30 protein-coding genes are annotated in these 25,192 nt (G+C 68.4%); 20 read left to right on the top strand and 10 right to left on the bottom strand.

Features of this window, described 5'->3' with window-relative positions:
• The first annotated feature begins 66 nt into the window (after window positions 1–66).
• The 4 genes from lysE to ACXYX3_RS01355 are packed head-to-tail and all read left to right on the top strand — an operon-like array spanning window position 67 to window position 3,010.
• On the top strand, window positions 67–675 hold the full coding sequence (lysE, locus tag ACXYX3_RS01370) for an L-lysine exporter (protein ID WP_458609842.1): 609 nt from the start codon (window positions 67–69) through the stop codon (window positions 673–675).
• A gap of 44 nt (window positions 676–719) precedes the next feature.
• The gene (locus ACXYX3_RS01365) at window positions 720–1,304 is read left to right on the top strand and encodes an acyl-CoA-like ligand-binding transcription factor (RefSeq protein ID WP_458609841.1); all 585 of its coding nucleotides are present in this window, start codon (window positions 720–722) and stop codon (window positions 1,302–1,304) included.
• 47 nt (window positions 1,305–1,351) lie between these two features.
• Complete coding sequence (locus tag ACXYX3_RS01360; protein ID WP_458609840.1) at window positions 1,352–2,314, top strand: ABC transporter substrate-binding protein; 963 nt, start codon at window positions 1,352–1,354, stop codon at window positions 2,312–2,314.
• Between the two features lie 12 nt (window positions 2,315–2,326).
• A complete protein-coding gene (locus ACXYX3_RS01355; protein ID WP_458609839.1) occupies window positions 2,327–3,010 on the top strand; it encodes a queuosine precursor transporter in 684 nt (227 codons plus the stop codon).
• Window positions 3,011–3,033: 23 nt separating this feature from the next.
• Here ACXYX3_RS01355 and ACXYX3_RS01350 read toward each other — a convergent pair whose 3' ends face one another.
• The gene (locus ACXYX3_RS01350) at window positions 3,034–3,900 is read right to left on the bottom strand and encodes an EamA family transporter (RefSeq protein WP_241207436.1); all 867 of its coding nucleotides are present in this window, start codon (window positions 3,898–3,900) and stop codon (window positions 3,034–3,036) included.
• Window positions 3,901–3,939: 39 nt separating this feature from the next.
• Here ACXYX3_RS01350 and ACXYX3_RS01345 point away from each other — a divergent pair, with 39 nt between their 5' ends.
• From ACXYX3_RS01345 to ACXYX3_RS01325, 5 genes are all read left to right on the top strand, one after another.
• The gene (locus tag ACXYX3_RS01345) at window positions 3,940–4,587 is read left to right on the top strand and encodes a 5-oxoprolinase subunit B family protein (protein WP_241207435.1); all 648 of its coding nucleotides are present in this window, start codon (window positions 3,940–3,942) and stop codon (window positions 4,585–4,587) included.
• Complete coding sequence (locus ACXYX3_RS01340) at window positions 4,584–5,492, top strand: 5-oxoprolinase/urea amidolyase family protein (protein WP_458609838.1); 909 nt, start codon at window positions 4,584–4,586, stop codon at window positions 5,490–5,492. Before ACXYX3_RS01345 ends, ACXYX3_RS01340 begins: the two co-directional genes overlap by 4 nt.
• Window positions 5,493–5,502: 10 nt before the next feature.
• On the top strand, window positions 5,503–6,039 hold the full coding sequence (locus ACXYX3_RS01335) for a GNAT family N-acetyltransferase (RefSeq protein ID WP_458609837.1): 537 nt from the start codon (window positions 5,503–5,505) through the stop codon (window positions 6,037–6,039).
• 117 nt (window positions 6,040–6,156) lie between these two features.
• Entirely contained in the window at window positions 6,157–7,299 is a 1,143-nt protein-coding gene (locus ACXYX3_RS01330) for a uroporphyrinogen-III synthase (RefSeq protein ID WP_458609836.1), read from the top strand.
• Entirely contained in the window at window positions 7,296–7,979 is a 684-nt protein-coding gene (locus tag ACXYX3_RS01325) for a sirohydrochlorin chelatase (protein WP_458609835.1), read from the top strand. Before ACXYX3_RS01330 ends, ACXYX3_RS01325 begins: the two co-directional genes overlap by 4 nt.
• On the opposite strand, the gene fdxA is transcribed toward ACXYX3_RS01325, so the two are convergent.
• The 5 genes from fdxA to ACXYX3_RS01300 form a co-directional block, all read right to left on the bottom strand.
• Entirely contained in the window at window positions 7,976–8,329 is a 354-nt protein-coding gene (gene fdxA, locus ACXYX3_RS01320) for a ferredoxin (RefSeq protein ID WP_458609834.1), read from the bottom strand. The two genes, ACXYX3_RS01325 and fdxA, sit on opposite strands and share 4 nt — an antisense overlap.
• Window positions 8,330–8,439: 110 nt before the next feature.
• Window positions 8,440–8,808 carry a nitrite reductase small subunit NirD gene (gene nirD / locus ACXYX3_RS01315; RefSeq protein ID WP_458609833.1) on the bottom strand — a complete coding sequence of 123 codons (369 nt, stop codon included), beginning with the start codon at window positions 8,806–8,808 and terminating at the stop codon, window positions 8,440–8,442.
• A complete protein-coding gene (gene nirB / locus ACXYX3_RS01310) occupies window positions 8,805–11,324 on the bottom strand; it encodes a nitrite reductase large subunit NirB (RefSeq protein WP_458609832.1) in 2,520 nt (839 codons plus the stop codon). The genes nirD and nirB overlap by 4 nt, the downstream gene beginning before the upstream one ends.
• Before the next feature lie 95 nt (window positions 11,325–11,419).
• Window positions 11,420–11,716, bottom strand: a complete 297-nt coding sequence (locus ACXYX3_RS01305) for an Asp23/Gls24 family envelope stress response protein (protein WP_458609831.1) — start codon at window positions 11,714–11,716, stop codon at window positions 11,420–11,422.
• Window positions 11,713–12,144, bottom strand: coding sequence for an Asp23/Gls24 family envelope stress response protein (locus ACXYX3_RS01300; protein ID WP_458609830.1), 432 nt, complete (start codon window positions 12,142–12,144; stop codon window positions 11,713–11,715). The genes ACXYX3_RS01305 and ACXYX3_RS01300 overlap by 4 nt, the downstream gene beginning before the upstream one ends.
• A 136-nt stretch (window positions 12,145–12,280) precedes the next feature.
• On the opposite strand from ACXYX3_RS01300, the gene ACXYX3_RS01295 reads away from it, so the two are divergent.
• The 3 genes from ACXYX3_RS01295 to ACXYX3_RS01285 all read left to right on the top strand — a co-directional run bounded on the left by ACXYX3_RS01295 (window position 12,281) and on the right by ACXYX3_RS01285 (window position 13,810).
• A complete protein-coding gene (locus ACXYX3_RS01295; protein ID WP_458609829.1) occupies window positions 12,281–12,850 on the top strand; it encodes an RNA polymerase sigma factor in 570 nt (189 codons plus the stop codon).
• Window positions 12,841–13,278 carry a hypothetical protein gene (locus ACXYX3_RS01290; RefSeq protein ID WP_241206897.1) on the top strand — a complete coding sequence of 146 codons (438 nt, stop codon included), beginning with the start codon at window positions 12,841–12,843 and terminating at the stop codon, window positions 13,276–13,278. The genes ACXYX3_RS01295 and ACXYX3_RS01290 overlap by 10 nt, the downstream gene beginning before the upstream one ends.
• Window positions 13,279–13,360: 82 nt before the next feature.
• Window positions 13,361–13,810, top strand: a complete 450-nt coding sequence (locus ACXYX3_RS01285) for a universal stress protein (RefSeq protein WP_241206896.1) — start codon at window positions 13,361–13,363, stop codon at window positions 13,808–13,810.
• An 11-nt stretch (window positions 13,811–13,821) separates the two neighbouring features.
• Here the strand turns inward: ACXYX3_RS01285 and ACXYX3_RS01280 are convergent, their stop codons facing one another.
• Window positions 13,822–14,580, bottom strand: a complete 759-nt coding sequence (locus ACXYX3_RS01280; RefSeq protein WP_241206895.1) for an isocitrate lyase/PEP mutase family protein — start codon at window positions 14,578–14,580, stop codon at window positions 13,822–13,824.
• Between the two features lie 109 nt (window positions 14,581–14,689).
• Between ACXYX3_RS01280 and ACXYX3_RS01275 the strand changes: the two genes are divergently transcribed.
• The 7 genes from ACXYX3_RS01275 (at window position 14,690) to ACXYX3_RS01245 (ending at window position 21,048) form a co-directional block, all read left to right on the top strand.
• Entirely contained in the window at window positions 14,690–14,986 is a 297-nt protein-coding gene (locus ACXYX3_RS01275; RefSeq protein WP_046361586.1) for a hypothetical protein, read from the top strand.
• A 50-nt stretch (window positions 14,987–15,036) separates the two neighbouring features.
• Window positions 15,037–15,873, top strand: coding sequence for a hypothetical protein (locus ACXYX3_RS01270; protein ID WP_241206894.1), 837 nt, complete (start codon window positions 15,037–15,039; stop codon window positions 15,871–15,873).
• A gap of 50 nt (window positions 15,874–15,923) precedes the next feature.
• Window positions 15,924–17,855: a fumarate reductase/succinate dehydrogenase flavoprotein subunit gene (locus ACXYX3_RS01265; RefSeq protein WP_241206893.1), complete on the top strand. Its 1,932-nt coding sequence runs from the start codon at window positions 15,924–15,926 to the stop codon at window positions 17,853–17,855.
• A gap of 3 nt (window positions 17,856–17,858) precedes the next feature.
• Window positions 17,859–18,614: a succinate dehydrogenase/fumarate reductase iron-sulfur subunit gene (locus ACXYX3_RS01260; RefSeq protein ID WP_046361589.1), complete on the top strand. Its 756-nt coding sequence runs from the start codon at window positions 17,859–17,861 to the stop codon at window positions 18,612–18,614.
• Between the two features lie 52 nt (window positions 18,615–18,666).
• Entirely contained in the window at window positions 18,667–19,044 is a 378-nt protein-coding gene (locus ACXYX3_RS01255) for a hypothetical protein (protein ID WP_458612265.1), read from the top strand.
• Between the two features lie 30 nt (window positions 19,045–19,074).
• Complete coding sequence (locus tag ACXYX3_RS01250) at window positions 19,075–20,811, top strand: acyl-CoA dehydrogenase family protein (RefSeq protein ID WP_458609828.1); 1,737 nt, start codon at window positions 19,075–19,077, stop codon at window positions 20,809–20,811.
• A gap of 93 nt (window positions 20,812–20,904) precedes the next feature.
• The gene (locus tag ACXYX3_RS01245) at window positions 20,905–21,048 is read left to right on the top strand and encodes a hypothetical protein (RefSeq protein ID WP_458612279.1); all 144 of its coding nucleotides are present in this window, start codon (window positions 20,905–20,907) and stop codon (window positions 21,046–21,048) included.
• An 8-nt stretch (window positions 21,049–21,056) separates the two neighbouring features.
• Here the strand turns inward: ACXYX3_RS01245 and ACXYX3_RS01240 are convergent, their stop codons facing one another.
• Entirely contained in the window at window positions 21,057–21,554 is a 498-nt protein-coding gene (locus ACXYX3_RS01240) for a flavin reductase family protein (RefSeq protein WP_458609827.1), read from the bottom strand.
• Between the two features lie 83 nt (window positions 21,555–21,637).
• On the opposite strand from ACXYX3_RS01240, the gene ACXYX3_RS01235 reads away from it, so the two are divergent.
• Entirely contained in the window at window positions 21,638–22,285 is a 648-nt protein-coding gene (locus ACXYX3_RS01235) for a GAP family protein (protein ID WP_458609826.1), read from the top strand.
• Here the strand turns inward: ACXYX3_RS01235 and pe are convergent.
• Window positions 22,282–23,400 carry an acyltransferase PE gene (pe, locus tag ACXYX3_RS01230; protein WP_458612264.1) on the bottom strand — a complete coding sequence of 373 codons (1,119 nt, stop codon included), beginning with the start codon at window positions 23,398–23,400 and terminating at the stop codon, window positions 22,282–22,284. The genes ACXYX3_RS01235 and pe overlap by 4 nt on opposite strands.
• A gap of 30 nt (window positions 23,401–23,430) precedes the next feature.
• Window positions 23,431–25,155 carry an AMP-binding protein gene (locus tag ACXYX3_RS01225; RefSeq protein WP_458609825.1) on the bottom strand — a complete coding sequence of 575 codons (1,725 nt, stop codon included), beginning with the start codon at window positions 25,153–25,155 and terminating at the stop codon, window positions 23,431–23,433.
• Between the last annotated feature and the right edge of the window lie 37 nt (window positions 25,156–25,192).

Raw genomic sequence — 25,192 nt, 5'->3', positions numbered from 1 at the left:
CTTCACTGATGTGCGTGCAGAATTTTTAGCTGTACTGCATCGCGCCGGGTATCTACCGTCGACGTCATGACCGCCTCCTCCCTGGTCCTGCTGACCGGGTTCGCCACCTCGATGGCGCTCATCGCGGCGATCGGCGCACAGAACGCCTTCGTGCTGCGACAGGGCATCCGCGGCGAACACGTCCTGCCCGTCGTCGCTGTGTGCACGGTGTCCGACCTCGTCCTCATCGCCGCCGGCATCGCCGGCTTCGGGGCACTCGTCAACGCCCACCCGCGACTCGTCGACGTCGCGACGTACGGCGGAGCGGCATTCCTGTTCGTCTACGGCCTGCTCGCCGCGCGCCGCGCGCTGCGACCGGCCGCGCTCACCCCCGCCGACGCCCGGCCCGCGCGCCTGGCCGGTGTGCTCGCGACCTGCCTCGCGCTCACCTTCCTCAACCCGCATGTCTACCTCGACACCGTCGTACTCCTCGGCACACTGGCCAACGAGCACCGGGAGGACCGTTGGTTGTTCGGCGTCGGCGCGGTGACCGCCAGCGCCGTCTGGTTCACGACCCTGGGCTTCGGAGCCACGCGGCTGCGCGGCCACTTCGCCTCTCCCCGTACGTGGCGGGTGCTCGACGGCGTCATCGCCGTCGTGATGATCGCCCTAAGTGTGACGCTTGTTCTCGGCTGATCCGAACGGCAGTTCGTGGCAGACGACTGCGCCACAATCGAGGGATGTCCCCCGACCACGCTGAGGGGCTTCGAGAGCGTAAGAAGCGCCAGACCCGCGAAGCGGTGCGATGCGCCGCCTTCCGGCTGTTCGAGCAATTCGGCTACCCCAACACCACCGTGGAACAGATCGCTGCCGAAGCCGACATCTCGCCGCGCACCTTCTTCCGCTACTTCCCCACCAAGGCCGCGCTGCTGATCCCCGACCAGCTGACGGAACCCATAATCGAGATGTTCCTCGCAGCCCCCGCCGACCTGTCTCCCATCGCGGCCTACCGCCACGCGGTCGAGAAGATGTTCGCCAGCATCGACGAACCAGAATGGGCCGACGAGATGGCGCGCCAGCGGCTGCTGTACTCGTTGCCAGAGGCACATGGCGCGCTCTACATGACGTACATCGAGACGATCGAGCTGATCACCGACGGCCTCGCGTCCAGGGTCGGACTCCCCGCCGACGATCCGCGCCTGCGCGTTACCGCGGGCGCGATGACCGGTGTCATGATGGCCGCCCTGCACAACACCCCCATCGATCCCGCCGCGATCGTCGCCGGGCTGAACCTCCTCGACGAGGGCCTGCCGCTCACTCACTAGCACCGCAATGTCCGGCAATGACGAGGTGGGCTCTATATCCTCGCCGGGTGCCAGAAGTGTGGACCCGGCGGAACGTCCTGGCGTTGACGGCGGTGGCGGCGGTGCTGACGGCCTGCCGATCCGAGAAGCCGGGTGCGGTGGCCTCCGACGGTTCGGTCACCGTGAAACACGCCTTCGGGGAGACCAGGATTCCCCGACCCCCGACGCGCGTCGTCAGCGCCGGTCTCAACGACGCCGACGACCTGCTGGCAGTCGGCGTGGTGCCCGTGGCGGTCACCGACTGGTTCGGCGGGCAACCCTTCGGCGTCTGGCCCTGGGCGCAGGCCAAGCTGGGCGGAGCCACCCCGGCCGTGCTGTCGCTGGTAGACGGCCTGCAGATCGAGCAGATCGCCGCCACCCGGCCCGATCTCATCGTGGCGACGAACGCAGGCCTGGATCAGGACACCTACCAGGCGCTGACGGCCATCGCCCCCACCATTGCGCAATCCGGCCGCGACGCCTTCTTCGAGCCCTGGCGCGACCAGGCCGCGCTGATCGGGCAGGCCACGTTCCACCACGACGACATGACCACGATGGTCTCGGACATCGATGCATCGCTGAAGAAGGTCAAGGACGACCACCCGGAGTTCGCGAACACGACGGTGCTGCTGCTCGACGGCCGCGTCGATGACGCCGGTGCCCGCGTCACCGGCCCGGCCTGGCGGCGGGAGTTCCTCACCGAGATGGGCCTGACCCTCGCCGATGCCGACGATGCCGACGGCACCATTGCGCGGGACCGGCTCGCCCAGGTCCTCGACTCCGCCGACGTGGTGATCTGGACCACGGAAAGCGACGAGGAGCAGGCGGCCCTGCTGGCCGACCCCGTCGTCGCCGCGTCGCGGGCTATCACCCGCAAGCACACCGTCTTCACCGGCAAGGAGCTCGCCGGCGCGATCGCCTACGCCTCGGTGCTGTCCTACCCGGTGGTGATCGACAAGCTCCCGCCGATGATCGCGACCGCGCTGAGCTGATCTAATGGGCCGGTGACCGAGCCCCAGACCGCAGAGCACGCCACCTTCGCGCGCGTCGGCTCGGCCTACTATCCGATCCTCGTCGCGGTGTTCACCGCGCTGGTGATCATCTCCAACGTGACCGCCACAAAGGGTGTCGCGTTCGGACCGATCATCACCGACGGCGGCTTCATCGTGTTCCCGCTGACGTACGTGATCGGCGACGTCTTGAGTGAGGTGTACGGGTTCAAGGCCGCACGCCGGGCCATCTTCACCGGGTTCGCGATGAACATCCTCGCCGCCCTCGCGTTCTGGGTGACCATCTATCTGCCTGCCGCGGATTTCTACACCAATCAGGAGCACTTCGAGAACGTCGTGCACGCCTACACCCAGCTGATCGTCGCCGGGCTCGCCGGCTTCATCGTCGGTCAGACCCTCAACGCGTGGGTCGTCGTGGCGATCAAGGAGCGCACCAAGGAGAAGCACCTGTGGGCCCGGCTGGTCGGGTCGACGTTCGTCGGTCAGCTCGGCGACACCCTGGTCTTCTGCACCATCGCCGCGAGCGCCATCGGCATCACCACGTTCTCTGACTTCGCGGTTTACACCGCGCTCGGCTGGGTCTACAAGACCGCGATCGAGGTGGTCATGCTGCCGGTCACCTACCGGGTGATCGCGGCCATCAAGCGCCGGGAGCCCACGTATCAGCTGGTGGCTTGACCCGCTTCTGTTGAATCGTCGGCTCAGCCGACCTCGATGTGCATGTCGGCCTGCCGGCCGCCGCTGCGCGCCGCCCCGACACCGGCGATCACCACCACGAAGATGCCGATGATCGCGGAGACGCCCAGCTCCTGGTGCAGCAGCGTGAACCCGACCACGAACGCGAGCGCCGGCTCCAGACACATCAGCGTGCCGAACGCCGCCGTCGTCAACCGGCGCAGCGCCAGCAGTTCCAGGACGAACGGGACCACCGGCAGCAGGATCGCCATGCCCAAGCCGATCAGGACGACTTCCCACGTCATCCGCTCGAACACCGTTGTGCTGACCGTGAACGTCGACACCAGCCCGGCGATGGGCATCGACACCGCCAACCCGGTGACACCGGCGACCGAATCACCCACGTTCTGGGTCAGCAGGATGTAGAGCGCCCACGCGGCGCCCGCGGCAAGCGCCAGCACCACCCCCTTGAGGTCGACGCCGCCGCTGAACGGCTGGCTGAGCAGCACCACGCCGAGCGCGGCCAGACCCGGCCACAGCACCCGCGCGCGTCCCCTGCCGTGCGCGGCGGCCACCGTGAGCGGACCGAGGAATTCCAGCGCGGTCGCGGTTCCCAGGGGCAACCGGTCCAGCGACGCCATGAAGAACAGCGACACCGCGGCGCTGACGACACCGAGTACCACACACATACCGAACGTCTTGGCCGTGAACGCCGACGGACGCGGGCGCACCACGATCAGCAGGATCAGTCCCGCCCAGGCCAACCGCAGCCACGCCGTGCCGTCGGAGCCGATGTGCTCGATCAGGTTGACCGCAACCGCCATTCCCAATTGCACCGAGACCATCGCGGTCACCGCCATCAGCGCGCCGGCGCGCGCCGACCCCCCACCCATCCGTGCATTCAACCCTGCGCGCGACGGTAGCGTTGGCAGATGGCGGTGACGGCAGACGCGATCCACGACTACGGCGATCGGGCTCTGCTGCTGGAATTCGGGACGACGACCGAGGTGTTGGCGTGGACCGAGACACTGCGGGCGGCCGAGCTGCCCGGCATGGTCGACGTCGTACCTGCCGCCCGAACCGTGTTGATCATCCTCGCGAGCCCGGGCTTGCAGACCCCCACGCGGCAGCGCCTCAGCAGGGTCGCCCCTCCTGCCGACGACATCGCCGACTCGACCTCTCCGCCCGCCGGAACCGCGGACATCGTCCTCGACGTGACGTACGACGGCGAGGACCTCGACGACGTGGCCCGGTTGACCGGCATGTCGGTCGACGAGGTCGTCGCCGCACACACCGGCCGGCCCTGGCGGGTCGGATTCACCGGATTCGCACCGGGATTCGGTTACCTGCTGGGCGGTGACGAGCGTCTTGCGGTTCCCCGGCGCGCCGAGCCCCGCACCAAGGTTCCCGTCGGCGCCGTCGGACTCGCGGGCGCGTTCAGCGGGGTGTATCCGCGGGAATCGCCCGGCGGCTGGCAATTGATCGGCCGAACCGACGCCGTGCTGTGGGACGTCGATCGCGACGACCCCGCGCTGCTGACACCGGGGCGCTGGGTGCAGTTCCGGGCGGTGACGGCATGACCGGGATGACGGTGGAGATCCTGCAGCCCGGTCCGCTGGCCCTGGTGCAGGATCTGGGCAGGCCGGGGCTGTCGCATCTCGGCGTGACCCGCTCCGGCGCAGCCGACCGTCGTGCCCACACGCTGGCCAACCGCCTGGTGGCCAACCCCGACGACCGCGCCACCGTCGAGGCGACTCTGGGGGGATTCACCGCACGCGTGTGCGGCGGCGACGTGGCCATCGCGGTCACCGGCGCCGACACCGATCCCGCGATCAACGGAATCCCGTTCGGCACCAACAGCGTTCACCACGTTCGTGCCGGGGAGGTGATCTCCCTCGGGCCCGCCCGCACGGGTCTGCGGTCGTATCTCGCGGTGCGCGGCGGGTTCGACGTCGAACCGGTGCTCGGATCGCGCAGCTTCGATGTGCTGTCGTCGATCGGCCCGCCGCCGCTGCGATCCGGGGACGTGCTGCGGGTCGGTGAGCACACCGACGAGTTCCCCGAACTCGAGCAGGCGCCGGTTGCCGCGCTCGACGACGGCGTCGTCGAGCTGCGGGTGGTGCCCGGGCCCCGGGACGACTGGTTCGTCGACCCCGACGTCCTCGTCCGCACGAACTGGCAGGTCACCGACCGCAGCGACCGGGTGGGCATGCGGCTGGCCGGCATACCGCTGGAGTACCGCCGGCCGGACCGTCAGCTACCCAGCGAGGGTATGACACGTGGCGCAATCCAAGTGCCGCCCAACGGTTTTCCGGTGATACTCGGGCCCGACCATCCTGTCACCGGCGGCTACCCGGTGATCGGCGTGGTCGTCGACGACGACGTCGACGCGATCGCTCAGGCCCGGCCCGGCCAGACGGTACGACTGCACTGGGCGCGACCGAGGGTGCCGTTCTCACCGCCGAGCGAGCGGTCCGCCTGGTAGACCTGCAGATGTGCGTGCCCGCCTCGTCCACACCTCCGATCTCGACGACGACTCCCGCGCCGACGCGCGGCGGATGCTCACCGACGCCTACGGCGGCGAGTTCTCCGACACCGACTGGGAGCACGCGCTGGGCGGTATGCACGCGCTGATCTGCCAGCGCGGGGCGATCATCGGCCACGCCGCCGTCGTGCAGCGACGACTGTTCTGCCGAGACACGGCGCTGCGGTGCGGCTACGTCGAAGCGGTCGCGGTGCGCGAGGACCACCGCGGTCAGGGACTGGCGCACGCGCTGATGGAGGCCGTCGAGCAGGTGATCCGCGGCGGCTACGCCCTCGGCGCACTGAGCACCAGTGACCTGGGACGGCCGCTGTACAGCAGTCGCGGCTGGGTGCCGTGGCCCGGCACCACCTCGGTGCTGACACCCACCGGCCTCATGCGCACCCCGGACGACGACGGCACCGTCTTCGTGCTGCCGGTGACCTCCGCGGTGGACCTCGACACAGCCGTCGACATCGCCTGCGATTGGCGCGACGGCGACGTCTGGTGAGGCCTCACAATGACCCCGGACCTGCGGTGAGCGGAAATTCACGGCCTGCCCGGCGGTGACACCGCGCCGCAACGACGTGGTAACCGGAGCGAAACACGACGTGTTTAGACAGTGGACATGAGTGAGCCGGACTGGTCGCCGCTCACCGGATTCCGTGTCGCGGTGACCTCAGCGCGGCGCGCCGACGAGCTCGCCACCCTGCTGACCCGCCGTGGAGCGACGGTGACGAGCGCGGCTGCGATCGAGATGGTGCCGCTGCCCGACGACGACGAACTGCGCCACCGCACCCGGTCCCTCATCGACGAGCCACCCGACATCGTGGTCGCCACCACCGGCATCGGGCTGCGCGGCTGGATGGCCGCCGCCGACGGCTGGGGTCTGGCCCCCGAGCTCACCGCCGCGCTGAGCAAGGCCCGCGTGGTGTCCCGCGGCCCCAAGGCCACCGGAGCACTGCGGGCGGCCGGCCTGCCCGAGGAGTGGTCCCCGGACTCCGAGTCGTCCCGTGAGGTCCTGCACTATCTGCTCGAGGGCGGGATTGAGGGTGCCCGCATCGCTGTGCAGCTGCACGGTGCGACCGCCGACTGGGACCCGTTTCCCGAGTTCCTCGACGAACTGCGCGCCGCCGGCGCCGACGTCGTGCCGATCCGGGTGTACCGCTGGCATCCCGCGCCGCGGCACGGTGACTTCGATGCGCTGGTCGTCGGGATCGCCGAGGAGAAGTTCGACGCCGTCAGCTTCACCTCCGCGCCCGCGGTCGCCTCGGTGTTGATGAGGGCGCAGGAACTCGGTGTCGAGGACGCGTTGCTGGCCGCGCTGCGCGGCAGCGTGCACGCGATGTGCGTGGGCCCGGTGACCGCCCGACCGCTGGTGCGGCTCGGCGTGCCGACCTCGGCTCCGGAACGCATGCGGTTGGGCGCCTTGGCCCGCCACATCACCGACGAATTGCCGCTGCTGCAGGCCCGCACCGTGCAGGTGGCCGGGCATCTGCTGGAGATCCGCGGCAACTGCGTGCTGGTCGACGGGGCGGTCAAGGCGATGTCACCGGCGGCGATGGCCACCATCCGCGCCCTCGCGCAGCACCCCGGCGCGGTGGTGTCGAGGGCCGACCTGCTGCGCGCCCTACCCGGCAGCGGCACCGACACCCACGCCGTCGAAACCGCCGTCCTACGACTGCGAACGGCATTGGGAGACAAGAAGATGGTGGCCACCGTCGTCAAACGCGGCTACCGGTTGCCCGTCGACGAGGCGAACGCGTCATGAGTTACGTGTTGGTGGCCCATGGCACTCGCAAGCCGCAGGGCGTGGAGTTGATCGGCGACCTGGCCGGCCAGGTCACCGAGCTTGTGAAGCATCCCGTGCATGTGGCGTTCGTCGACGTCATCGGACCCACCCCGGCCGACGTACTCGACGCCCACACCGGTGAGCCGGCGATCCTGGTGCCCGCGTTCCTGGCACGCGGGTATCACGTGAGCACCGACATCCCCGCGCATGTGAACGCCAGCGGGCACGATGCCGTCACGGTGACGCCCGCGCTCGGCCCCGATCCGGCCCTGGTGCGAGTGATCGTCGACCGACTCATCGAATCCGGTTGGCGCTCGGAAGATTCCGTCATCCTCGCGGCCGCCGGCACATCGGACCCGGCCGCGCTGCGCGACCTGCACACCACCGCTGCATGGCTGTCGGCGACGATCGGCTCACGCGTCGAGCTCGCGTTCGCCGCGACCGGCCAACCGCGGGTGGCCGACGCCGTCACGGCACTGCGCCGGCGTGGTCGGCGCGTAGTGGTGGCCTCGTACCTGTTGTCCGAGGGCTTGTTTCAGGATCGTCTGCGAGCCAGCGGCGCCGACGTGGTGACCGAGCCGCTGGGCCGTCACCCTGGTATCAGCCGATTGATCGCCCGCCGGCTCCTGCGCGCCCGGACGCCGAGCCTCGCCCGCTAGGGATGCTCGGCCGTCGACGCTGGTTGTGCTGCCACCAACGGGGTGTCGACGCCGATCCGGCCCAGGGCGGCCGCACCGCCGGGGTCCCCGATCGGGGCGTCGCGGCCGGGCAGTATCACGCTGAAGAACGCCGCATTGTCTTCGAGGTGCGCGAGTTCCTCGTCGGGCAGGTCGGATTCGTAATAGATGGCATCGACACGGCACGCCAGGCGGCAGGCGCCGCAATCCACGCACTCGTTGGGGTTGATGTACATCGCCCGCGCGCCCTCGTAGATGCAGTCGGCCGGGCACTCCTGCACACAGGACTTGTCGACGATGTCCCTACACGCGCTACCGATCACATACGTCATGCCTACGACGGTAAGTAGTTTTCCGTCCGGTGTCGTGGGCCGAAAGTCCCTATCCTGTGCCGCCAGAGAGTAGCTGTGGCTGTGATACCGCCCTGGGAGCAGCCCGGATGCTATTCCGCGGGGGGTGAGCCGATCTCGACGTCGCCGGCCGGAGTCACACGCGTGGCGTAGACGGGCAGCCCGACGGTCGGATCGTCGAGGCAGACTCCGTCATCGAGGGCGAATGCCTGCTTCTTGAGCGGGGATTGCACCACGACGCGCCCGCCCCGATCACCGACGATGCCCCGCGACATCACCGCCGCACCGGTGAACGGGTCGATGTTGCCGACCGCGTGCAGGCTGCCGTCATCGAGGCGGAAGAGCGCGGCCTGGGCACCGTCGGGCAGCAGGACCCCGACGCCGCGGTTGGGCAGTAGGACGTCGTAGGGGCAGGCCGTCGTCCAGACGCCGACCCTGCCGATGTCACTGAGAACCGTCATCGCTGCACCACCTTCGGCACTCCCAGCGGGGTCGGCACCATGCGCCCCGCGCTCTGTGTGAACGTGACCGTCGGATCCACGACGTCGGGCGCGTTGACGAACGAGACGAAACGCGCCAGCTTGTCGGGGTCGTCGAGCACACCCTTCCATTCGCAGGCATAACCCGCGACGTGCCGATCCATGGCCGCCTCGAACTCCGTTGCCAAACCCAGGGAGTCGTCGCACACGACCCCGCGGATGTGGTCCAGCCCCTTCTCCTCGACCCACGGCGCGGTGCGCTGCAACCTGTCGGCGGTGCGGATGTAGAACATCAGAAACCGGTCGATGTAGCGCACCAGCGTCTCGTCGTCGAGATCGCTCGCCAACAGTTCGGCGTGCCGCGGCGTCATTCCGCCGTTGCCGCCGACGTAGAGGTTCCACCCGGTTTCGGTGGCGATGACGCCGACGTCCTTGCCGCGCGCCTCCGCGCACTCGCGGGCGCAGCCCGACACCCCCATCTTGATCTTGTGGGGAGCGCGCAGGCCGCGGTAGCGCAGCTCGAGACTGATGGCCATCTGCACCGAATCCTGTTGCCCGTAACGGCACCAATCACTACCGACGCAGCTCTTGACCGTGCGCAGCGACTTGCCGTACGCGTGCCCGGATTCCATACCGCCCTCGACCAGCCGCCGCCAGATCTCGGGGAGCTGGTCCACGCGCGCACCGAACATGTCGATGCGCTGACCGCCGGTGATCTTGGTGTAGAGCCCGAAATCGCGGGCGATCTCCCCGATCAGGATCAGATGTTCGGGGGTGATGTCGCCGCCGGGTACGCGCGGCACCACCGAGTAACTGCCGTTGCGCTGGATGTTGGCCAGGAAGTGGTCGTTCGAATCCTGCAGCGACGCCTGCTCCCCGTCGAGGATGTGATCGCTGCTCGTCGACGCGAGGATAGACGCCACGACGGGTTTGCAGATGTCACAACCTCTTCCGCTGCCGAATCTCTCGATCAAGCCGGAGAAGGTGCGGATCTCGGTGGCACTGATGATCTCGAACAACTCGGCCCGGGACTGGCTGAAGTGCTCGCAGAGCGCCTTCGACTGAGCGACGCCCTGCGCCTCGAGCAGCTGCTTGAGCAGCGGTACGCACGAGCCGCACGAGGTGCCGGCCGCGGTGCACGACTTCAATGCGGGGACGTCGCAGCACCCGGCGCCGATCGCTTCGGTGATGTCGCCCTTGGTGACGTTGTTGCAGGAGCAGATCTGCGCCGCCTCGGGCAGAGCGCCGACACCCAGCGTCGCTGCGCCCGAACCGGTTCCGGCCTTCGCGAGGAATGACATCGGGTCACCCGGCAGCTGCTCGCCGACCATCGGCCGCAGCAAGCCGTAGGCGGATGCATCGCCGACCAGGATGCCACCCAGCAGCGTGCGGGCGTCGTCGGAGAGCACCAGCTTTCCGTAGGTCTGCGCGACCGCGTCGTTGACGACGACCTCGAGGCAACCCGGGGTGGCGCCCATCGCGTCGCCGAAACTCGCCACGTCGACGCCGAGGAGTTTGAGCTTGGTCGACATGTCGGCGGTGCCGAATTCTGCTGCGCCGCCCAACAATCGGTCGGCCACCACCTCGGCGCTGGTGTACCCCGGTCCCACCAGGCCGTAGCATCGGCCCTCGATGGCCGCGACCTCGCCGATCGCGAACACACGCGGATCACGCGTCGCGCAGGACGTGTCGGTCAGCACCCCACCCCGCTCGGCGATCGCCAGCCCGGCCTCGCGCGCCAGCTCGTCACGGGGCCGGACACCGGCGGCGAAGACGACCACCCCGGCGTCGACGTCGGTGCCGTCACTGAGCGTGACCCGCGCTCCGGCATCCGATGATTCGATGCGTTCGGTGCCCACCCCGACGTGCACCGCGATGCCCAAGTCGCCGATCATGCGGGCCAGCAGCGCGCCGCCGGCTTCGTCGAGCTGTTGCGCCATCAGCCGCGGCGCCATCTCGACCACATGGGGCGTCATCCCGAAACCGCGCAGTGCATTGGCGGCCTCCAGACCGAGCAACCCGCCTCCGATGACGACACCGGCGGCGCCATCGGAGGTGGCGACTGCACGCACCGCGTCGGCTTTGATCGCATCCAGGTCGTCGAGAGTGCGGTAGACGTGACATAGCGGCAGATCATGACCCGGCACCGGTGGCACGAACGCGTACGAGCCGGTGGCCAGCACCACCGCGTCGTAACCGAACCGGTCGCCGGCGGCGGTGGTCACCGTCGCCGCGGCCGTGTCGAGCGCCACCACCCGCTGCCCGAGGCGGAGGTCCACCTGATCGTCGCCGGCATAGGTGTTGCCCGCCAACGCAAGTCGCGGACGTTCCCAGTGTTCGGTGTAGCTGGTCAGGCCGACCCGGTCGTAGGCGGCGTCGAGCTCCTCGGCGAGCACGGTGATCTGCCAGCGGTTTTCGGTGTCGCGCGAGCGCAGCGCCTCGACGAACCGGTGGCCGACCATGCCGTGCCCGACGACCACAACCCGTGAAGTTGCCATGCGGCCACGCTAGGAACCGCATATTGCCGCTGTGTTCTGCTGTGTGAAGGCGCCATCACGGTGTGCTCACCGAGCGATGGAACCCGCTGTGAGCGTCAGTCCGCCGGCGCCGCGTCCCCGGCGATGACGTCCTCGACGGTGACGTTGACAGCCTGCCCCGGGAATCGTCTCGCCACCGCCTCGCGGACCGCGGCGGCGGTCTCGCGCACCGGCACCCCTTCCCGCACCGTCACGTGGACGTCGATGTCGGTGTCGCCGAGCCGGACACCGTCGACCCGCCGACCCGGCAGGTAGGTGCCCACCTCGCCGAACATGCCGGCGTGCAGCCCCGCCACTCCCGGGGTGGCCAACACGACGTCGGCAACCGCGTCGGCGGCGTCGCGGGTGCTCATACGACCCGCAGATCGTCGGAGGTGCGCGCATCATCGGAATCGTCTGCCAGGTACACGTCGTGCACCGTGATGTTCACCTCGACCACCTCCAGGCCCGTCATCCGCTCGAGGGCGGCGATGACGTTACGCCGGATCCCTCCCGCGAGATCGTTGATGGAGACGCCGTATTCGGCGACGATGTCGACGTCGACCGCGGCCTGTTTCTCGCCGACCTCCACCGACACGCCCTGCGCGTGGTTCACCGAGGCGCCGGGAATGCGGTCGCGCAACGCGCCGACGGCGCGCGTCGCGCTGCCGCCCAGTGCGTGCACCCCGGCGACTTCCCGCGTCGCCAGGCCGGCGATCTTCGCGACGACCGTGTCGGCGATCGTCGTCTTGCCCCGTTCCGTGCTCATCACTGCCTCCCTTTCTTTCGGGCTCCTCGTCATGAGTCGGTCGTGGCTCGGCCGCGAATCCGAATTTCTGACTTCTGTGTCACCGCTCACATCATGATCGCGCGGATGGCTAGGCTCGCGGCGTCACGCAGCTTCGCGTGGTGGATAGTCGAGAGGACCGAGAGCGACGATGCCTGTCGACGACCCCATGGTCGAGGATGACATCGACGACCGGGAACTGGTTGCCGCGGCGGCCGCCGGAGACCGCAGCGCGTTCGAATGCCTGATCCGTCGGCACGGCCCCGCACTGCACCGCTTCGCGCGCCGCATGACGCGCGACGAGGCCGCTGTCCAGGACATCGTCCAGGAAACGTTCGTGGCCGCGTGGCGTCAGATCGACCGCTTCCGCGGCGATTCGAGCCCACGGACGTGGCTGTTCGCGATCTGTTCGCGCAAGGTCGCCGACTCGCACCGGGTGAAGCGCGCCATTCCCCTTGACGACCGTCTCATCGACCCCGTCGACCCGTCTGCTGCCGCGGACCCGTTCGCCACGCTGTCCAACACGGAGTTCCTCGCGGCCCTGGAGGAGGCACTCACCGAACTGCCGCCGCGTCAACGGGCGGTCTGGATGCTGCGCGAGGTGGAGGAATTGACCTTCCCTCAGATCGGGACGATCCTGAGTCTGAGCCCAGACGGGGCGCGGGGGCATCATCACCGCGCCAAAACCACCCTCCAACAGAGGTTGCAACGATGGCGATAGGCGATTACGACGTGCTGGCCCGGGCGTCCCGGACGCTGCGCGCGGCGCCTGAGCGCGGGTGGCCGGCCGTCGAGCGCCGCGTCATCGAAGCGGTCCGGGCCACGCCCCGCTCCGGCTGGCCGGTGGCGGTCGTCGATCCGCGGCCGGGCCAGGCAGCCGGCCGCATCGAAGTCAGCGATCTCGTGGTGCGGGCCAACCTGGCCCGTGTGCTGCGCACGCTCCCCGAGGTCAAGCTGGTCGACATCACCGTCTCGGTCGAGGACGCGGTGCTGCGGGAGGTACGCATCGAGGTGAGCGGCCGCTACGGCGCCGACCTGGCGGCCGCGGCAGAAGGTGTCCGCAGGCAGGCTGTCGCGGTGATCACCGACGTCATCGGCGACGCCGCCGGCGTCGCGATCGATGTCGCGATCACCGACGTCCACCGCTGAGGTCGGTTCACCTCGGCCCATTCCGGGTAGAGGCTGAGTGAACAGTTGTACGCTCAAGCCACGCCAGGGAAAGGGGCATCGCGTGACCTCGTATCAGACCATCGTCGTCGGGACCGACGGCTCGGACACCTCCCTTCGGGCCGTGGACAAGGCGGCATCGCTGGCGGCAGAGTCCGGTGGCCGCCTGATCATCGCGACGGCGTACTCCTCCACACACCACGACGCCGCCGGCCCGGACCCCGACCAGCCCAAGGGCGAGGACTACCGCACCTCCGGTGATGCTGCCGTCTACGGCCTCCTACGTGATGCCGCTGCCCGCGCCCGCGCGGCAGGGGCACCGACCGTCGAAGAACGCGCGGTGGAGGGTGTGCCTGCCGATGCGCTCATCGACGTGGCCGAGGAGGTGGGCGCCGACCTGCTGGTGGTGGGCAGCGTGGGCATGACGTCGATGGTCGGCCGGCTCGTCGGGTCGGTGCCGCGCATCGTCAAACGCAAGGCCAAGACCGAGGTGCTGGTCGTCGAGACCGACTGACCGGACCGTTCTCAGCGCCAGCGCGCCAGGATCTCCTTCGATCGCTCGGCGAGTGCGGCCTGCCAGAACGGACCGAAGCTGATGCGAGCGACGCCGAGCGGACCGTACGACGCAGGATCGGCCTTGTCCGGAGCGCCGATCGCGTTCACCGGCAGCGGGAGCTCGGAGGTCAACCGCCGCATGACCTCCGGCGCGTGCAGGCCCACCGGATACAGCACGTCGGCCCCGGCATCGGCGGCCAGCCGCAACCGGGCGATCGCGCGGTCCACCCGATCGGCCTCGTCGCCGTCCTGACGCAGGAACAGGTCGGTGCGCGCGTTGACCACCACGTGCACCCCGGCCTCGTCGGCCGCCGAGCGCAGCGCCCCGACCAGCTCCGCGTGCTCTTCGGGGCTGCGCAGCCGACCGCCCTCGCCGTGCACGGTGTCCTCGATGTTCAGGCCCACCGCCCCGACCCCGAGCAGCCCCTCGATGAGCCGTGCCGGTGCTTCCCCGTATCCGGATTCGATGTCGACCGACACCGGCAGCTCGGTCGCCGCGGTGATCTGCGCGACGCGGGTGATCAGATCGTCGAACGTCATTCCCTCGTTGTCCGCCTTGCCGACCGAGTCGGCCACCGGGTGGCTGCCGACCGTCAGCGCCTCGAACCCCGCACCGGCGGCCAGCCGCGCCGACCACGCGTCCCACACCGTCGGCAGCACCACCGGATCGCCGGGCCGGTGCAACGCCAGCAACGTCTGGGCGCGGCCTCTGAGAACGTCCTGCGTCATTGTTACCTCCGTGTCATCAAAGTGATTTGTCTCACCCTTTGACTGGGTGATGTGGCTAGCATCGAGTGCGTACTGTGATTCACGACACCCTTCAGCCCAAGGAGGTCACTTGTCCACCACCACCGAGCTCGCCGAACTTCACGATCTGATCGGGAACCTGCGGCGATGCGTGACCACGCTGGCGTCGCGATACGGGGACAGCCCTGCCACCCGTCGCATCGTCAACGACGCCGAGCGCATCCTCAACGATATCGATCGCCTCGATATCGATGCCGAGGAGCTGGAACTCGCGCGCGGGCTGTCCCGGCACCATCACGTCGGCGAGCGCATCGCGATTCCGGACACTCAGTACGACACCGATTTCTGGCGCGGGGTCGACGACGAGGGTCTCGGCGGCACGCGCTGAGCACGGGGCCGGACAGGTCCGGCCCCGCAAACATTCATCGAGAGGGAAACGTGAGTGCACCCACCGCCGACCGCAAGGCGACCGGCGTCTTCTCCCCAGGCCGAGCGCAGATCGCGGCGCGCACCCTGCGCACCGACAACTGGCTCAAGTCACCGATCCTCACGGACCTGGGGTTCGCCGCGTTCATCATCTACGCGACGGTGCGTGCGTTCATGCGCGACCACTTCTTCGTCGAGCAGTACCACTACCTCACGCCCTTCTACTCCCCCTGCCTGAGCAAGGCCTGCGGCGAGGCCAGCGAGTTCTGGCCCCAGATCCTGCCCACGTCGGGGCCGTTGTCGCTGCTGCCGTACGCGCTGCTGTCGCTGCCGTTCCTGCTGCTGTTCCGGATCACCTGCTACTACTACCGGGGCGCCTACTACCGCTCGGTGTGGCAGTCGCCGACCGCCTGCGCCGTGGCCGAACCGCACGCCAAGTACACCGGTGAGACGCGTTTCCCGCTGATCCTGCAGAACCTGCACCGCTACTTCTTCTACATCGCGGCGCTCATCTCGCTCATCAACACCTGGGACGCGATCAAGGCCTTCCACTCCGAGGACGGTCCCGGCGGCTTCGGCTTCGGGCTGGGCAACGTCATCCTGATCGTCAACGTGGTCCTGCTGTGGACCTACACGATCTCGTGCCACTCCTGCCGCCACGTCGCAGGCGGCCGGCTCAAGCACTTCTCCAAACATCCGGTCCGGTACTGGATGTGGACGCAGATCAGCAAGCTCAACACCCGGCACAAGCTCTACGCCTGGATCACGCTGGGCACACTGATGTTCACCGACTTCTACGTCATGCTCATCTCGATGCATCCGACATGGGATCTGCGGTTCGTCGGCTGAGAAGTGCACGCGCACAAGGTTTTTCACTGATCAAGGACGAGTGAGGGTTGATGGCTTCGCACGAAGCAGAAGTAGAGATCGAACGGCACACCTACGACGTCGTCGTCATCGGTGCCGGTGGGGCGGGATTGCGCGCGGTGATCGAGGCCCGGGAGCGGGGCCTGCGCGTCGCAGTGGTGACCAAATCGCTGTTCGGTAAGGCGCACACGGTGATGGCCGAGGGTGGCTGTGCGGCAGCCATGCGCAACGTCAACACCAAGGACTCCTGGCAGGTGCACTTCGGCGACACCATGCGCGGCGGCAAGTTCCTGAACAACTGGCGGATGGCCGAGCTGCACGCCCAGGAGGCCCCCGACCGAGTGTGGGAACTGGAGACCTACGGCGCGCTGTTCGACCGCACCAAGGACGGCAAGATCAGCCAGCGCAACTTCGGCGGGCACACCTACCCGCGGCTGGCCCACGTCGGTGACCGCACCGGCCTGGAGATCATCCGCACGCTGCAGCAGAAGATCGTCTCCCTGCAGCAGGAGGACAAGCGCGAACTCGGCGACTACGAGGCGCGCATCCGGGTCTTCCACGAGGTCGCGATCACCGAGCTGATCAAGGACGGCGACAAGATCGCGGGCGCGTTCGGCTACTACCGCGAGACCGGCGATTTCATCCTGTTCGAGGCGCCCGCGGTGGTGCTCGCCACCGGCGGAATCGGCAAGTCCTACAAGGTGTCCTCGAACTCGTGGGAGTACACCGGCGACGGGCACGCACTGGCGCTGCGGGCCGGCTCGTCGCTGATCAACATGGAGTTCATCCAGTTCCATCCGACCGGCATGGTCTGGCCGCTGTCGGTGAAGGGAATCCTGGTCACCGAAGGCGTGCGCGGTGACGGCGGAGTGCTGAAGAACTCCGAGGGCAAGCGGTTCATGTTCAACTACATCCCCGACGTCTTCAAGGGCCAGTACGCCGAATCCGAAGAAGAGGCCGACCAGTGGCTCAAGGACAACGACTCGGCGCGCCGCACCCCTGACCTGCTGCCCCGTGACGAGGTGGCCCGCGCGATCAACACCGAGGTCAAGGAAGGCCGCGGCACCCCGCACGGCGGCGTCTACCTCGACATCGCCTCCCGCATGACGCCCGAGGAGATCAAGCGCCGCCTGCCGTCGATGTACCACCAGTTCATCGAGCTGGCCGAGGTCGACATCACCACCGACGAGATGGAAGTCGGACCGACCTGTCACTACGTGATGGGCGGTATCGAGGTCGATCCCGACACCGGCGCGGCCGCCACGCCGGGGCTCTTCGCCGCGGGCGAATGTGCCGGCGGCATGCACGGTTCCAACCGGCTGGGCGGCAACTCGCTGTCCGACCTGCTGGTGTTCGGCCGCCGCGCCGGGCTCGGCGCCTCAGACTACGTGCGCGCGATGTCCGACCGCCCCGCGGTCACGCAGGACGCGGTGGACAACGCCAAGGACATGGCGCTGGCCGTGTTCGACGGTCCGTCCGACGGCTCCCCGGAGAATCCGTACACGCTGCAGCTCGACATGCAGGACACGATGAACAACCTGGTCGGCATCATCCGCAAGGCCGACGAGATGCAGGAAGCCCTGGACAAGCTCCAGGAGCTGCGCGACCGCTACAAGCGGGTCAAGGTCGAGGGCGAGCGGAAGTTCAACCCCGGCTGGCATCTGGCGATGGATCTACGCAACATGCTGCTGGTCAGCGAGTCCGTGGCCAAGTCGGCGATCACCCGTACCGAGAGCCGCGGCGGCCACACCCGCGACGACTTCCCGACGATGGACGCCAGCTGGCGCAATCACCTGCTGGTGTGCCGGTCCGAGGGCGACGACCCGGTGGTGCCCGACGTCAACGTCTCCAAGGAGCGGCAGCCCACGATGCGGGCCGACCTGCTGGAGACGTTCGAGCTCTCCGAGCTCGAGAAGTACTACACCGACGACGAACTCCTCGAACACCCGCAACGGAAGGGCTGACCCATGGGTGCCTACAACGCCAAGATGCGTGTCTGGCGCGGCGACGCCTCCGGCGGTGAACTGAAGGACTACACCGTCGAGGTCAACGAGGGCGAGGTCGTCCTCGACATCATCCACCGGCTGCAGCAGACCCAGACCGGCGACCTCGCGGTGCGCTGGAACTGCAAGGCCGGCAAGTGCGGATCGTGTTCGGTCGAGATCAACGGCCGTCCGCGGCTGGCGTGCATGACGCGCATGTCGACCTTCGGCGAGGACGAGACCGTCACAGTGACCCCGCTGCGCACGTTCCCGGTGATGCGGGACCTCGTGACCGACGTGTCCTTCAACTACGAGAAGGCAAGAGAGATCCCGTCGTTCACACCGCCGAAGGACCTGCAGCCCGGCGAGTACCGGATGGCACAGGAGGACGTGAACCGGTCGCAGGAGTTCCGCAAGTGCATCGAGTGCTTCCTGTGCCAGAACGTCTGCCACGTCAACCGTGACCACGAGGAGAACAAGCTCGCGTTCTCCGGTCCGCGGTACCTGATGCGCCAAGCCGAGCTGGACATGCATCCGCTCGACACGCACGGCCACCGCGCCGAGCAGGCCCAGGAGGAGAACGGCCTGGGCTACTGCAACATCACCAAGTGCTGCACCGAGGTGTGCCCGGAGCACATCAAGATCACCGACAACGCGCTGATCCCGATGAAAGAGCGTGCCGCGGACCGCAAGTACGACCCGGTGGTGTGGCTGGGCAACAAGCTGTTCCGGCGGAAGTAACGACGTGACCGACGGCCGGGCTGTCGCCGGGTCGATCTCGACGACGGACAGTGTGGCCGTCGCCGGGTCGATCGGCACCGTCAACAGTGCGGCCGTCGCTGGATCGATCGGCACCGCAGGCAGCATCGGCGTCGTCGGTTCGGTCGGGACCGCGGGCAGCGTCGCCGTCGCCCGGGCGATCGGGACCGCGGGCAGCGCGGGTGTGGCAGGGTCCATCGCCACAGCGGGCAGCGCAGCCATCGCCGGATGCGTACTGGCTGTGCTCTGCATCGCCTGCCGGGGATGTCTCGCCTGCCTGGCGTGCGTGGATTGCGCACGCTGCCGGGCCTGCGTCGGCTGTGTCAGCTGTAACGACTGCATCGGCTGCGTGGGCTGCGTGAACTGCTCGGGGCTGCGCAACGCCGTCGGACTTCGCGACGTTCACGCCTGACCGACAGCCGGGGGCGCTACGTTGGCACGCATGCCGACAGCGCGCCTGCTCAACCCCCACACCTTCGACTCCGACCGGCTCGACCCCGAGTCCCGCCGCCAACTGCGGGCGCTGATCGATTGGTTCGAGCAGCGCGGTAAGACACGGCTGCTGCGCGACGACCTCGATGCCGCCTGGGTGTCGGACTTCCTGGACTTCGTCAAGCGTGAGCGGCTGTTCGCGACGTTCCTGACACCGTCGGAGTTCGCCGGCGGCGACCCCGACAAGCGGTGGGACACCTCCCGCAACGCCGTGCTCAGCGAGATCCTCGGTTTCTACGGGCTGTCCTACTGGTACGCCGAGCAGGTCACGATCCTCGGCCTCGGCCCGATCTGGCAGAGCGACAACGTCAAAGCCAAGGAGAAAGCGGCCGCGCAGCTCGAGGCCGGCGAGGTGATGGCGTTCGCGCTGTCGGAGCGCGAGCACGGCGCCGACATCTACAACACCGACCTGGTGCTCACACCGGCCACCCCGGACGACGACGAGGGCGTGCTGTTCCGGGCGTCCGGCGAGAAGTACTACATCGGCAACGGGAACGTGGCGGGCATGGTGTCGGTGTTCGGCCGGCGCACCGACGTCGACGGGTCCGACGGCTACGTCTGGTTCGTCGCGGACAGCTCACACGAGAACTACGAGCTGATCGGCAACGTGGTGCACGGCCAGATGTTCGTCAGCACGTTCGCGCTGCACGACTACCCGGTGTACGAGGAGGACATCCTGGTCACCGGACCCGACGCCTTCTCGGCGGCGCTGAACACCGTCAACGTCGGCAAGTTCAACCTGTGCAGCGGCTCGATCGGCATGTGCGAGCACGCGTTCTACGAGGCCATCACGCACGCCAACAACCGCATCCTCTACGGCAATCCGGTCACCGTCTTCCCGCACGTGCGGGCCAGCTTCGTCGACGCCTACGCGCGCCTTCTGGCGATGAAATTGTTCAGCGACCGCGCCATCGACTACTTCCGCAGCGCGAGCCCCGAGGACCGCCGCTATCTGCTCTTCAACCCGGTGACCAAGTCGAAGGTGACCTCTGAGGGCGAGAAGGTCGTCACGCTGCTGTGGGATGTGCTGGCCGCCAAGGGATTCGAGAAGAACACCTACTTCAGCCAGGTGGTGCGCCTGATCGGTGCGCTGCCCCGGCTGGAGGGCACCGTGCACGTCAACGTCGCACAGATCCTGAAGTTCATGCCGAACTACATGTTCAACCCGGCCACCTATCCCGAGGTAAGCACCCGCGACGACCCGGCCGACGACGTGTTCTTCTGGTCGCAGGGCCCGGCCCGCGGCGCCTCGACGGTCCAGTTCGCCGACTGGACGCCGGTGTACGAGCGCCACGCGGGCATCGGCAACGTCGGCCGCTTCTACGAGCAGGTCGGCGCGTTCAAGGAGTTCCTGACCACTGCTGCGCCCGATGCGGCCCAGCAGAGCGATCTCGATTTCGTCCTCGTCGTCGGCCACCTTTTCTCGCTGGTGGTCTACGGTCAGCTGATCCTCGAGCAGGCCGAGATCACGAACCTCGACGCCGACCTGACCGATCAGATCTTCGACGTCATGGTCCGCGACTTCTCCGCGTATGCCGTCGCACTGCACGGCAAACCGAGCTCGACCGAGGCGCAGCAGGCGTGGGCACTGTCGGTGATCCGCAAACCCGTCACCGACTCCGCGCGATTCGAGCGGATCTGGACCGAGGTCGTCGCCTATGACGGCGCCTACCAGATGAATCCCTAGCTCAGCCCCTGGTTCACTCCATACGGCGGGGGTACGCTCGCAGCCAGCAGCCAGTCAGCGTCGAAAGGCAGCGCCGTGTCCCTACATCAACCGTTGAGTGTCAACGACATTCGAACCGCGATCCGCGAGATCAGCAGCCGCGCCGACCTCGCTCGCCGCGAGGGCAGGGCGGCTGATGCCGCCGAACTCGACCAGCGCGTGCGCCACTATCGCGAGGAACTCAGCGACCGGCCCTGAACCGGCCGTCAGGCACCCAACCGCCGGAACGTGCTGCGGTGGAACACGATGGGCGCCACCTCCGGATGCACCGTGATCCGGCTGACCCGCAGGACCACGATCGTGTGGTCGCCGGCCGGCACCTGCTGCTCGATGGAGCTCTCCAGCCACACGCTGGTGCCCTCGATGAACACCGCACCACGCTCGGTGGACGCGGTCTCGAGGCCGGCGAACCTGTCTCCCGTCTTGGCGGCCAGGGTGCGTGCGGCCTCGTCGTGGGACTCGCCGAGCACGCTGATACCCAGGTAGGGAGCGTCGACGAGCCGCGGCCAGGTGGTCGAGGAGTTCTGCACGCAGAACGACACCAGCGGCGGCTCCAGGGAGACGGGAACGAACGTACTGGCCGCCAGGCCGACCCGCGTGCCGTCGATCTCCGCCGCGATCGCGATGACACCGGTCGGGAAATGGCCGAATGCCTCTCGCAATGTCGACGGACTCAGATCGATCTCCGCGTTGGTTCCGCTCATCGCCTCCATCCTGACACGTGTTCTCGCGGCAACGCCACGATCAGAATCCGGCTGAGCACAACACCGCGGTAAGTTACGCCATCATGTGGATCCCGCTCCTGCTGATGGCCCTCGCGGTCAGCCTGGAGCCGTTCCGGATCGGCATGACGGTCGTGATGGTGAACCGCCCGCGGCCTGCACTGCAGCTGCTCGCGTTCCTGGCGGGTGGATTCCTGATGGGCACCGCGGTGGGCGTGGCGGTGCTGTTCGTCCTGCGGCCCGCGCTGGATTCGGCGCGCTTCACCCTGCCTCTGGTACAGATCGTCGTGGGTGCCGTGGTGCTGGCCAACGCGGCGCTGATCGCGGCCGGCGTGATGGGCCGGATGCCCGCCACGGACGGAGCCGTCATGGCGCGGGTGCGGCGTCTGCTCGGCGGCCGCTCACTGTGGATCGCCGGCGGTGCCGGGCTGGGGATCGCGTTGCCGTCGGTGGACTACCTCGCCGCGCTGGCGTTGATCGTGGCCTCCGGCGCGGAGGCGTCCGTTCAACTCGGTGCGCTGCTCATGTTCAACGTGGTGGCCTTCGCACTGGTCGAGGTGCCGTTGCTGGCCTATCTGATCGCCCCGGACCCCACGCGGGCAGCGCTGACCCGCGTGCACGAACGCATCCGCGCAGGAGGCCGGCGGGCTGTCGCCGCGCTGGTCGCCGCCGTCGGCGGCGTCCTCGTCGTGGTGGGGTTGGCCGGGCTCTAACCCTGGTGGTTCACCACGTACTGCAGTCCGGCGAGCAGTTGGGACACGGGGTCTGAGCCGCCACCGAACGCCGCCTGGGTCGCCGGAGCTGTGACCGCGGCCGGGTCGTACCCGTTCACCGGGTCGACCGTGATCGGCGCGGTCGCCGGATCGTCGTTACGGGAGTAGCCGGCATCGACGTAGGGCTGCAGCACCTTGTCCAATTCGATCAGCGTCTTCTTGTCCACCCCGAGGTACTTGAACGGCAGCACCAACGGCAGGTGCTCCTCGGGGATCATGAACGTCGTCGTCTTCGCGCCACGAGAGTTCACAGTGGTCCGGATGTTCTGCGGCGGCACGTTGCTCGGCGTGGTGAACGCGACGGCGGTGTGGCCGGTGGCCAGCCCCACGATCGCATTGGCCACCGACATCCAGTTGTCCGGCCGGTCCGGCCAGTCCGCGATGCTGTCGTAGGCCGAGACGAACTGATACGTGTCGTACTGGCTCTCCACCGGCGCCGGGATGCGGTAGTCCAGTGACGGCACCACGCTGCCGACGGGGAAGTTCTGCGTCAGGAAGCTCTCCCCGAACGCGTGCTTGCCCACCGGATCGCCGTACATCGCGAAGCTGAGCTGATCCGGGGGCGGCGCGGCGGGATCGTAGGCGAGTTTGGCCTGGACGTCGTTGAGCACCATCGCGCCCTCCGACAGCCCGATCGCCGTCCCGCGCCCGCCCTGGCGGACCGCGTTGACGACATTGGGCGTGCCGATGTCGACCGACTCCCCGATGCTGGGGCCGTCGAGCCCGAGGCCCGGGACGAAGCGCTCCCCGAACGCGCCGATGCCCGGGAACAAGCGCTCCAGCGTGTGACCCTGCACCTGTCCGGCCGGGTAGTCGACGATCTGGCGGTCCAGACCCGGGAACCAGTCGGCGCCGGTGCGCATGATGTATTCGTCGTACGGGATGCCGAGCACGTGCGCACCACCCAGGGCATACGCCCGCCCCGGGGTCCCCAGCACCGGCGTGCCGGGTGGGGGCGGTGGCGGCGGCTCGTCGGCGTTCGCGATGCCCGGGCCCAATCCTCCGACCACCCCGACCGTGATCAGTGCCGTGACCGATGCCAGCGCTCTGCGCACCACTGTTCCCGTGTTGTCTCGTTGCGTCACTCAAGCATCCAATCGTTCGAACTGATCGGCCCGGTAGTGCTCGATGCAGGCCGCGCGACGCACCTTGCCGCTCGTCGTCGTCGGGATCGAGCCGGGCGGCACCAGCACCAGATCTTCCACACTCAACCCGTGCACTGTCGAAATCGCCGATGTGACAGTGCTTCTGACTTCGTGCACGTCGGCAGGCTTCTTGAGCTCGATGACGGTAACCAGCTTCTCGGTGCTGTTCACCGGCACCGCGATCGCGGCCACCCGCCCGCGCGTGATCTCCTGGACGGTCGCCTCGATGTCCTCGGGATAGTGGTTGCGGCCGCGGATGATCAGCAGATCCTTGATCCGGCCGACGATGAACAGCGCGCCGTCGTGGACGAACCCGAGATCGCCGGTGCGCAGCCACGGTCCCGCGGGGGTGCCGGGTGATGGCTCGCTGATGGTGGCGCCGAAGCACTGCTGCTCCTCGGCGGTGCGGCTCCAGTAGCCGGCGGCGACGTTGTCACCGCACACCCAGATCTCGCCGACCACATCGGTCGGGCATTGCGCGCCCGTGTCGGTGTCGACGATGCGGACGACGGGCGAGGACGGCAGCCCGTAGCGGACCAGCGCCGAGCCGCCGGTCCGGCACCGCTGCACCCGCCCGGCCGAGAGCTCGTCACTGTCGAACCGGTCCACCACCGCGTCGTCGTCCCAGACCCCTGACGCGACGAACACGGTGGCCTCGGCCAGGCCGTAGGAAGGCCGCAGCATGTCGTCACGGAAGTCGAAGTGCGCGAAGCGATCCGAGAAGCGGGCCAGCGTGCCGGGGTCGACGCGCTCGGCCCCGTTGATGATGCCGGCGATCCCGCCGAGATCCAGACCGGCCAGATCGGCGTCGGTGGTCTTGCGGGCGGCCAGCTCGAACGCGAAATTGGGTGCCGCGGAGAACGCGTTGTCCGCGGTGGCCAACGCCCGCACCCAGCGGGCCGGTTGTTCCAGGAACGCGACCGGACTCATCAGGTGGGCCGCGAAGCCACCCAGGATCGGCGCGCACACCCCGAGGACCAGGCCCATGTCGTGATAGAAGGGCAGCCACGACACGACCGTCAGGTCCGGGAGCTGGCGGCCGCCGAGCAGGCTGCGCATCAGCTGATCGAAATTCGACGACAGATTGCGATGCGAGATCATCACGCCGGTCGGTAACCGCGTCGACCCGGAGCTGTACTGCAGATAGGCGGTGTCGGGCGTATCGGTCGGCGGGGTGAACACGGCACCGGCGGCGTGCGGGTCGATCGCATCGACGTGCAGGAGCGCGGGAGCAGTGTGCAGCCGCGACTGCGCGACGTAGGTATCGATGTAGTCGGCGACGTCCGCGGCGACCGCGGACGTGGTCAACACGACCGCCGGCGTCGTGTCGGCGAAGACCGCGCTGACCCGGTCGTGGCTCGACCCGCGATGCGGCAGCGGCAGCGGTACGGCGATGAGACCGGCCTGCATCGCGCCGAGGAACGCCAGGATGTACTCGAGACCCTGCGGCGCGAGGATCACCGCGCGATCGCCGGTGGCGCCGTGGGCCGCGATGTCGGCGGCCACGCTCATCGTGCGCCGCGACAGCTGAGACCAGGTCAGCGTCTGCGCCCGGCCCGCCGGATCATCGCTGTAGTCGGTGAACGTGAACGCGGTGCCGTCGGGCCGCATCGCGGCGCGGCCGTGCAGCATCGACAGCACGGACGACGAGCCTGTCTGCGTCATGATTCCAACCCCCGGCCGCTGCACAAGCGTCGTCGTA

The sequence above is a fragment of the Mycobacterium sp. Panama NTM2 genome, assembly GCF_054355555.1.
This window is presented reverse-complemented; position numbering and strand designations above follow the sequence as displayed.

What these genes read in the sequence shown, in the direction of transcription:
- ACXYX3_RS01260 (WP_046361589.1), top strand. Translation starts at nt 17,859, where the DNA reads ATGGGTGCCTACAACGCCAAGATGCGTGTCTGGCGCGGCGACGCCTCC.
- nirD (WP_458609833.1), bottom strand. Translation starts at nt 8,808, where the DNA reads ATGACGGTTCTCAGTGACATCGGCAGGGTCGGCGTCTGGACGACGGCC.
- ACXYX3_RS01330 (WP_458609836.1), top strand. Translation starts at nt 6,157, where the DNA reads ATGAGTGAGCCGGACTGGTCGCCGCTCACCGGATTCCGTGTCGCGGTG.
- ACXYX3_RS01350 (WP_241207436.1), bottom strand. Translation starts at nt 3,900, where the DNA reads ATGGGTGGGGGGTCGGCGCGCGCCGGCGCGCTGATGGCGGTGACCGCG.
- ACXYX3_RS01365 (WP_458609841.1), top strand. Translation starts at nt 720, where the DNA reads ATGTCCCCCGACCACGCTGAGGGGCTTCGAGAGCGTAAGAAGCGCCAG.
- ACXYX3_RS01345 (WP_241207435.1), top strand. Translation starts at nt 3,940, where the DNA reads ATGGCGGTGACGGCAGACGCGATCCACGACTACGGCGATCGGGCTCTG.
- ACXYX3_RS01240 (WP_458609827.1), bottom strand. Translation starts at nt 21,554, where the DNA reads ATGAGCGGAACCAACGCGGAGATCGATCTGAGTCCGTCGACATTGCGA.
- fdxA (WP_458609834.1), bottom strand. Translation starts at nt 8,329, where the DNA reads ATGACGTATGTGATCGGTAGCGCGTGTAGGGACATCGTCGACAAGTCC.
- ACXYX3_RS01340 (WP_458609838.1), top strand. Translation starts at nt 4,584, where the DNA reads ATGACCGGGATGACGGTGGAGATCCTGCAGCCCGGTCCGCTGGCCCTG.
- ACXYX3_RS01235 (WP_458609826.1), top strand. Translation starts at nt 21,638, where the DNA reads ATGTGGATCCCGCTCCTGCTGATGGCCCTCGCGGTCAGCCTGGAGCCG.
- ACXYX3_RS01300 (WP_458609830.1), bottom strand. Translation starts at nt 12,144, where the DNA reads ATGACGAGGAGCCCGAAAGAAAGGGAGGCAGTGATGAGCACGGAACGG.
- ACXYX3_RS01305 (WP_458609831.1), bottom strand. Translation starts at nt 11,716, where the DNA reads ATGAGCACCCGCGACGCCGCCGACGCGGTTGCCGACGTCGTGTTGGCC.
- ACXYX3_RS01225 (WP_458609825.1), bottom strand. Translation starts at nt 25,155, where the DNA reads ATGACGCAGACAGGCTCGTCGTCCGTGCTGTCGATGCTGCACGGCCGC.
- lysE (WP_458609842.1), top strand. Translation starts at nt 67, where the DNA reads ATGACCGCCTCCTCCCTGGTCCTGCTGACCGGGTTCGCCACCTCGATG.
- nirB (WP_458609832.1), bottom strand. Translation starts at nt 11,324, where the DNA reads ATGGCAACTTCACGGGTTGTGGTCGTCGGGCACGGCATGGTCGGCCAC.
- ACXYX3_RS01325 (WP_458609835.1), top strand. Translation starts at nt 7,296, where the DNA reads ATGAGTTACGTGTTGGTGGCCCATGGCACTCGCAAGCCGCAGGGCGTG.
- ACXYX3_RS01265 (WP_241206893.1), top strand. Translation starts at nt 15,924, where the DNA reads ATGGCTTCGCACGAAGCAGAAGTAGAGATCGAACGGCACACCTACGAC.
- ACXYX3_RS01290 (WP_241206897.1), top strand. Translation starts at nt 12,841, where the DNA reads ATGGCGATAGGCGATTACGACGTGCTGGCCCGGGCGTCCCGGACGCTG.
- ACXYX3_RS01250 (WP_458609828.1), top strand. Translation starts at nt 19,075, where the DNA reads ATGCCGACAGCGCGCCTGCTCAACCCCCACACCTTCGACTCCGACCGG.
- ACXYX3_RS01295 (WP_458609829.1), top strand. Translation starts at nt 12,281, where the DNA reads ATGCCTGTCGACGACCCCATGGTCGAGGATGACATCGACGACCGGGAA.
- ACXYX3_RS01280 (WP_241206895.1), bottom strand. Translation starts at nt 14,580, where the DNA reads ATGACGCAGGACGTTCTCAGAGGCCGCGCCCAGACGTTGCTGGCGTTG.